The sequence below is a fragment of the Nocardia sp. CA-135953 genome, assembly GCF_050955735.1.
Taxonomy (GTDB): Bacteria; Actinomycetota; Actinomycetes; order Mycobacteriales; family Mycobacteriaceae; genus Nocardia.
Window position 1 is genome coordinate 2,401,385 of the sequence record NZ_CP192082.1, and the last position, 7,955, is coordinate 2,409,339.

At 64.6% G+C, this 7,955-nt stretch carries 6 protein-coding genes; 2 read left to right on the top strand and 4 right to left on the bottom strand.

What is annotated here, in order from left to right:
• Positions 1-110: 110 nt before the first annotated feature.
• From ACQPXH_RS11080 to ACQPXH_RS11095, 4 genes are all read right to left on the bottom strand, one after another.
• The gene (locus ACQPXH_RS11080) at positions 111-1,346 is read right to left on the bottom strand and encodes a cation:proton antiporter (RefSeq protein ID WP_433602212.1); all 1,236 of its coding nucleotides are present in this window, start codon (positions 1,344-1,346) and stop codon (positions 111-113) included.
• A 37-nt stretch (positions 1,347-1,383) separates the two neighbouring features.
• Positions 1,384-3,111 (bottom strand): 3-deoxy-7-phosphoheptulonate synthase, encoded by a 1,728-nt coding sequence (locus ACQPXH_RS11085; RefSeq protein ID WP_433602213.1) that lies wholly within the window; start codon positions 3,109-3,111, stop codon positions 1,384-1,386.
• 40 nt (positions 3,112-3,151) lie between these two features.
• Positions 3,152-4,639 carry an NAD(P)/FAD-dependent oxidoreductase gene (locus ACQPXH_RS11090; RefSeq protein WP_433602214.1) on the bottom strand — a complete coding sequence of 496 codons (1,488 nt, stop codon included), beginning with the start codon at positions 4,637-4,639 and terminating at the stop codon, positions 3,152-3,154.
• A 615-nt stretch (positions 4,640-5,254) separates the two neighbouring features.
• On the bottom strand, positions 5,255-6,370 hold the full coding sequence (locus tag ACQPXH_RS11095; RefSeq protein ID WP_433602215.1) for a hypothetical protein: 1,116 nt from the start codon (positions 6,368-6,370) through the stop codon (positions 5,255-5,257).
• 281 nt (positions 6,371-6,651) lie between these two features.
• Here ACQPXH_RS11095 and ACQPXH_RS11100 point away from each other — a divergent pair, with 281 nt between their 5' ends.
• Positions 6,652-6,822 carry a hypothetical protein gene (locus tag ACQPXH_RS11100; RefSeq protein ID WP_040692895.1) on the top strand — a complete coding sequence of 57 codons (171 nt, stop codon included), beginning with the start codon at positions 6,652-6,654 and terminating at the stop codon, positions 6,820-6,822.
• Between the two features lie 120 nt (positions 6,823-6,942).
• On the top strand, positions 6,943-7,647 hold the full coding sequence (locus ACQPXH_RS11105) for a PIG-L deacetylase family protein (protein ID WP_433602217.1): 705 nt from the start codon (positions 6,943-6,945) through the stop codon (positions 7,645-7,647).
• Positions 7,648-7,955: the final 308 nt, after the last annotated feature.

Sequence of the window (7,955 nt, forward strand, 5' to 3'; positions counted from 1 at the left end):
ACCTTTCCGGAACCTGGCGACTCGCCCACGCTAGCAACATAGCAACGGGCAGACGACGATGCCCGGGGAACCTGGTTGCTACCCGGTTGGTTCGAGCGTGTCGTGGACGACTATTCGACCGGACTGCCGATGGGTAAGCGGCTGACCGGGGTGGACGGATCGGTCGGTGGCGCTTGGTAGAAACCGATCAGCTTCAGCATCGGTGCCGTCATCGCCGTAGTCACCAAGGCCATCACCACCAGCACCGAATACAATTGTGGACCAATGAGTCCCGTGCTGAGACCGACGTTGAGGATGACGAGTTCTGTCAATCCGCGGGTGTTCAGCAAGGCCGCCAAGGCGGCCGCCGATCGCGACGGCAGACCTGTCAGTCGTCCAGCCACGTAGACACTTCCGAGCTTCCCCGCGACGGCCACCACCATGATCACCACCAACTCGCCGATCGCGGCCCGGTCGATCGCCCCGAGATCGACCGCGAGCCCCGCCACGACGAAGAATCCGGGCAGCAACACCAGGCTGAGGATCCGGGCGCCGGATTCGACCGCCTCGCGCCGCGCTCGGGGGAACACCACACCGAAGGCGAACGCACCGAAGATCAAATGCAGTCCGATCCATTCGGTGACCGCGCCGAGCAGCAGCGCGCCGCCGACACCGACCACGATCATCGTCTGCTCGGTACCCGCGGCGGCGATCCGCGTCAACGCCGGACGCACGATCCACCACGTCACAGCGACAACAGGAACCAGGAGCGCCAGTCGCCATTGGCTGCCCGTTCCAGGGTGCGCGACGGCCAGCACGACGGCGAGTGCCGTCCAGGCGAAGATGTCGACCAGCGCCGCACAGGCGAGGCTGAGCTGACCGATTCCGGTGCGTGTCAGTCCACGATCGTGCAGGATCCGGGCCAACACCGGGAATGCGGTCACCGCCAGCGCGCAGCCGATGAACAGCGTGAAGCTCGGTAGGTCACCGGTTCGGTGCCGGGCGAGCGCGGTCGCGGCGATGCCGCAACCCAAGACGAACGGCACGGCATAGGCGGCGACCGATACCGCCGGGATCGACCGTCGGCTGCCCGCGAATACGCTGCGGTCGAGCTCCAGCCCGGCGACGAACATGAACACGGCGACGCCCACATTGGCGAGCAGGGCCAGATAGGAGCGGATCTCGTGCGGGAACAACATGTCCGACAGATGCGTCCCCAGTACGGTCGGGCCCGCGAGTATTCCGGCGGTGATCTCCCCGATCACCGCGGGCTGGCCGATGCGTTCGGCCAGTCGGCCCAAGATTCGAGCCACCGCCATGATGAGGACGAGATCCATTAGGACCATGACGATTTGGCTACTTTGCACTTGCTTTCTCCCTCACGATACGACGTGCGTGCGCCGATCAGCTTGCCCACATCGCGCCCAGTGTGGTGACGACACAGCGCAATGCTCGTCCGGTATCCAGTCTGGTATCGAGGCGATTTCGGGGTTCGCAGTCCAGATGCAGGCCGGCCGGCACGGTCCCGGTGGTCCGGCAAGCGCTGACGAAGGTGTGAATCGCGGTGGCGGGATCGTCGGCATGCATCGGATCACACACCCAGCACACCGGGGTACCGCACCGGGCGGCCGCCTCGAACAATGCGGGGAGCGCATCGGCCGTCCGGGTGCCCGACAGTGCGGGGACGAGTGTGAGCCGACCGGGCCGACGCGTGGGACTCAGGTACCGGCACAGGAACTCGACATCGTCCGGCGTCGCGGTGGGGCCGAGGGTTACCGCCAGCGGGTTGCGGACGCGGGCGGCGAAAGACAGTTGCTGGGAGATGAATTCGTGGTTCCGGTCGCCGATCCAGAGCAGTTGGGTCGAGCGGTCCCACTCCGGCCGAGTCAGCCGACGTCGCGTCCCATTCGAATCGCAGGAACGGGCGGTACGCGAGATATGCAGGGGGGCAACGGAACTGTACAGTTCGCGGGAAGCCGCCGGTGCGCTGGCCGCGATGGGGAGCATTGCGGCGACCTCGACCAGCAGATCCCGCGCCACCGACGCCGGGTAATGGTCCGCGGCGCCGCGCAACATGTTCGTGCAGAGCGCGATGGGCGGGTTCGGGTCGCGCCAACTTTCGAGCAGTGCCGCGGCCGGGCTATATCCCTCCGGCAGCCGATCCTCAGCAGAAATACTGGAATCAGCTGGTGCACTGCATAATTCGCCGTCATAATGCAGTTGGCCGATGGTCACGATCGGCGTGTCCAGCCCGTGCTTCAGTACTGCGGCGGCACTGATCGCAAGCGCACGGTGGGCGGGCATGGCGGTGACATCGAGGGCCGCGGAAGTGCGGGCGCCGAGATGCACTACGAATGCACGCCCGCGCGCCGCGGCGGCCAAATCGGTGGTGAGCGAGTCGGATTCGCGCGGATGGACCAGCTCGGGCAGGGCTCGCGAACACTGTGCGCCGGTGCGCGGTGACTCGATATCGCAGCCACCCCGGCGTGCTGTCGCAGGGTGAGCCGGTTGTGTTCGGGTGTAATCCGGCTCATCGGCCCAACTCAGATCTTCGGCCGAGATGGGGGCATGCTCCGGTGGCACAACGCTGGGATTGAATATCTCGCGGATATAGCACAGCGGCTGATGCTCTCCGAGCATGATGACGTACGCCTTCGCCGCGCAGAGCCGACCGTCGGGCCATCTCGTGACGCCCGCCCGCAGCACATGTCGCCGCTGGGTCAGACCCCGAGAAATCAAGCCGTGACCGATAGGCACATGCAGATCGTCGGTGCCGGCCGCGGTTGCCTGCCCGCTCACGGCGACGACATAGTTCATCGATGCGGTCACCATGTCGGAATTGATCAGACACGAGCGACGGACGATGACGCGGTCGGGACCGGCCAACTGCAATGCGTCGGAGACGGTTGCGGGCAGCTGCTCAGCGGCGAGTTCGTCCTGGCGCAGCACCCGCACCTGGAGATCCGTGCCGAGGATGGCCTCGAGTCGAGGCTGGGTGAAGCCGTCGCTGGCCAGCAGCCGCCGGGTGATCGGATCGCCGAAGCGCGCGATCTGTTGTATGGCTGTCCGGGAACCCGAACCACCGACCGGGGAATCGCCCGGTGGTTCGGGGTCGGAGCGCGTGATCGTCATAGTGACCGGCTTCGCGCAGTGGTTTTCACGAAGGCCGGAACTAGAGTACGGGGACGTCGGCCGCCTTCGGGGGGAGCACCGGCCGCGCTATGGCCTCGACCTCGGCGGCGGCGCGGGGCCGGGAGGTCAGGCCGAGTACCGGTTCGGTGGTGATCCGCACACCGTCGAGCACCGTGTCCGCCAGCGGGTCACGCCAGTGGTCCCAGACGACCGACATGTCCAGATGACCCATGTACTCGAGGTTGGCCGAGTCCGCATGCAGTTGTTCGGTCTCGGTGAGCGCGACGGCAATGGTGTCGGTCGGGGTGCGCTCTTGTTCTCCCGAGCTTTCGTCCACATCGGTGAGTCCGGCCATGATTCGGGTGAACGACACCTCTGGGGTGTCGCCTTCGTGCGTCTCGGTGAGTCTGTCCGCGTGCGCGAAGTATTCGTCGGAACCGATGTACTGCTCGTACATCCGCGAGACCAATACGAGGAAGCGTGAGTAGGCCCGGCGAGCAGTGTGCTCGTAGAAGGCCAGTGCGTCGGTCTCGCTCATTTCACCACGCAGGCTGGTCGCGATCGCGGCCGCGGCGACGAGTCCGCCATACGTCGCCAGATGCACGCCGGTGGACAGCAGCGGATCGAGGAAGGCGGCCGAATCGCCGACCAGGGCATAGCCCGGACCGGAGAACCGATCCGACACATAGGAGTAGTCCTGTTCGGCCTTGACTTCGGCGACCTGCCTGGCGCCTTCGAGCAATTCGCTCATGGCCTTGCTGTCGCGAATCGTATTGTGGTAGTAGGCATCTCGACCCTGCTCTCGTAGTCGCTCGCCCGCCTTGCGTGCGGAGACCACATAGCCGACGCTGAATCGGCCATTCGACAGGGGGATATGCCAGAACCAGCCGCCCTCGGGGGTGGACACGACGTTGATCGCGCCCTCCGGGCTGTTCGGGTGCAGGCGCGCGCCTTCCCAGTACGACCAGACCGCGACATTGCGGAAAGCGGGGTGCTGCCGCCGCATGTTGAAGCGTCGTTTGGCGAGCAGTCCGTGTCGTCCCGAGGCATCGACGAGAAAGTCGAATTCGGTGGTCCGGGTACCGTTGTGACCAGGGCCGGTCCATTCGACGGCTACCGGGCGGTCACCGTCGAAAATCACGTTCTCGACATTGGCGTTCTCGATCACCGTCGCGCCTTGTTCGGCCGCGTTGCGCAGCAGAATGTCGTCGAACGCGTCCCGCTCGACCTGGTAGGACCAGGCTTCGGCATCGACGAGCTGGGACCAGTCCAGCAGCCAGTTATCGTTCTGCCACTGAAAATAGCCGCCTCGCTTGATCTGGAAGCCATGCGCCGCGACCTTGTCGAAAGCGCCGGAAAGACGCAGTGTCGACAGGCATGATGCGAGCATCGACTCGCCAATGTGATACCGCGGGAACGTATCTCGTTCCAAAAGCGTCACGCGTATTCCTGCTCGAGCCAGCAGAGCTGCGGTTGTCGACCCCGCTGGGCCGCCACCGACAACGAGGACATGCGGATCGTTCGCCATTGCACACTCCTTGGAACAGCGGACACCGACGCGGACTGTGCGCCCACATCGGTAACCGAACCAACTCCGGTACCACGGTGGTGGATCAACCCGGACCGAGCGTCGCCGTTCGTTAGCCATGCGTAACGACGCCCTCGTTAAATTGTAGCGGCAACTATCGAATCATCAACTACTGGAGTCGATTTGGCGATCTAGGCAATAGGTGGTAACCGGTGTCTGAAGGGTTGCCAAAACCCGGAATCGGACCTGCTCGCCGACCCGCCCTTACGAAGCACGCCTGGGCGGGTGTCGGATGCGGCGGCGCGGTGTCCGCGGATGCATATCAGAGCAGCACTTTTCGTCGAGATCGTGCGCCGCGATCAGAGGGAATCGCCTGGGCGTGACAGGCGAGGCTGTTCGGTGTCGTTTGGCATCACCCCGCTCTTCCGGCAAATCCAGAGTAAAGCCCGAATCAGGACTGCGCGAGGCGTTCGCAAAGTTGACTTCTGCGGTTGGCGACCGATGCGGAGCGATCAACACGCGGATTCCGCTGCGGCGGAAGTGATTTCCCCAGACAGACGCCAGCAACGCGGATGCGACCTTGTCAAGTGCACCCGCGTTATCTGATCGTGACGCCTATTCGGGTGTCTGCTCGACAGCCCCTGCCACCGCGACCGTGGCTTCGGCGGCGTGGCGGGCGACCTCCGGGGTGCATCGTCCGAGACCGCACGCGGTGGCGATTCCGAAGGCATGGCGACCCAGCGCATCCTCGAAAAGCGCACGCGCTCGGTCGCTGTTCTCGACCGAATCCGTGGAAACCACACCCGCGATCACCCGCCAGTCGGTGGCCAGTGTTCGCAGGGGAGCGTAGAAGCGAGGTTCCAGTGGTGCGGGCTCGGCGCCGTACGCACACGGAATATGTACCGGAGGCAGCGGCGCCCCTTGTCGATCCAGCAGTCGCGCAGTGCGATTGAGCAGTGTCACCGCGGGTGCCAGACTGCGCGGGGAAAGCAGGCTTTCGTGCTGATAGTCGCCGTAGCACAGGTGCACAATGGTTTCCGCGCCGATCTCGTGCAGCTGCCCGAGGACGCCGGCGAGCTGGCGCGCCACCAGCGGGGCAAGCGCCCATCGCGAACCAAGTTGTGTCGCTTTGACCATGCTCAACAGTGCGAGCGGGGACTCCAGCTGCCAGCTGATCCGGTCGCCGTGACGAGCGACTACTTCCGATACCTCCTGTGTCATCGCTTCCGTAAACACCGGTAGCTGCCGTAATGCGGCGACCGTGAGATCGAAGTGCCGCAATGCCTTTCCGACTGGTAGCCCACCGGATACGGCCGCGCCCGCGAATACGAACATCGCGAGATCGAGTGGATTCGGCAGGCTTATCTGGACTTTCGTCTCGGCCAACTCCGGTCGCTCGCGCTGCAACGACTCGAAGGCCGCCACTACCGCATCGATGCGCTCGACCCGGTCCATCGAAACATGCTGTGTTTCCAGCTTGCGGCCGGACCGGAGGCCGTAGCTGGGGAAATCGCTGTAGTCGGCGAACCCGCCTTCCTCGACGATCTCGAAGACATCGGAATGCTGCTTGCGTGTCCGCAGGTAGTCCATGATCCAGTCGGGGTCCAGATCGCAGGGGAGAGCGGTGACCGGCGAGTCGGCCGTGCGGTCGGCAAACCATTGCAGGACAGCGCGATCGCTGGTCATCAGGTCCGCGGGAAGACTGCCGACAAAATGTGAGTACCTGGTCATGGGTGACCCCTTAAGGTTCGGAATGCATGCGAGCGGACAGACACTAGTGTCGCAGGTACATCAGGTCGGACAACCTCGACGTTTTCCATTGTCACACTTCGGAATTCGTAGAATTCGGCTCGTTGTGGCGCGTCGGATCGGGTGGTGACGAGACGTCAGGGTGAACCCTGATCTTCACCCGGATATCGGTGCTGAGCTGGTGATTTATCACCATCCGGCTGCCAGCATGGAGAAGTCGGATCGTCGGATGGCGGTTCGCCCGAGACCTTCTGGAGGCTGGCATGTTGTGGAAAATCATCGGTGTCGTAGCGGTCGTCTGGATCGCGCTCGCCATCATCGGTGCGTTGATCAAGGGGCTGTTTCCGATTCTGGTGATCAGCGCGGTCGTCTTCGGGCTGTACCTGCTGTACAAGGCGGTCGCGGGCTCGGACAACTCCGTGAGCAAGCTGTAGCGTCCGCCCGCGGGCCTGCCGGGACTCGGGCGCCGCGGTTTCGAGAGGTGGGCCGTGTGCCGTCCGCTGCGGGCAGCGCGCGGCCCACCCGCGTTCGGGGTGTCTGCTTGAATTAGCCGTGTGGAGCAGGTTCCCGAGGATTGGCAGCGCGGCCTCGTCGTCGTGGCGCATCCGGACGATATCGAATACGGTGCGGCCGCCGCGGTGGCGCGTTGGACGGGGCAGGGCAAGGACATTCGCTACGTGCTGGTGACCTCCGGCGAGGCCGGAATCGCGGGCATGCCGCCGGCGGAGGCCGGGCCGCTGCGGGAGGCAGAGGAGGTCGCCGCTGCCGAGGTGGTCGGGGTGCACGAGGTGGAATTCCTCGGTTATCCGGACGGTCGCGTCGAAGAAACCCTTGCTCTGCGCCGCGACCTGGCCGCCGTGATTCGTCGTCATCGTCCGGAATTCGTGGTGCTGTTCAATTTCGGCGACACCTGGGCTCCCGGCTATGCCAACAGCGCCGACCATCGCGCGGTCGGCCGCGCCGCCCTCGATGCCATATCCGATGCGGGTAACGAGTGGATTTTTCCGGATCTCACCGAACCGCCGTGGTCGCCCCGGCTGGCCGCGGTGGTCGGCCCGAGTGCCACCCACGCCGTCGACGTCACCGACACCATCGAGCAGGCCGCCGCCTCGCTGGCCGAGCACCGCCGCTATCTCGAGGTGCTCAGCCCCGAGCCGGTCGCGGACCAGGTGCGCGCAGTGATCGATATGGCGACCGCCCCGAAGCCGGGATTCCCCGCAGCGCGTGCCGTCGGCTTCGAGCTCTACTACTTCGGCTGATCGCTGTGACCCCAATCACGTCGACGACCGGTCTCGAGGCTGTTTCGCGAAAATGTCTCGGAAATCACGTTCGATGGTGGCAACCGGTCCGGTCACAGGTGGTTGCGAGCCATTGCCGTGATAGCGATACCGTACTGACGCCGGGGTTACGGCCGAGGTTGGAAACGTCGTGACCGACCTTCACCTAGGCTGTTACGGGCGGCGTTGTGAAGCCGATCGCGTTTCATCGAGCGATGTCGTAACAGATTCGCGCTCTTGGGGATATGTGACGAGTTCGCTCTTGTAAACTCGAACGCTTGGCTCGCGGC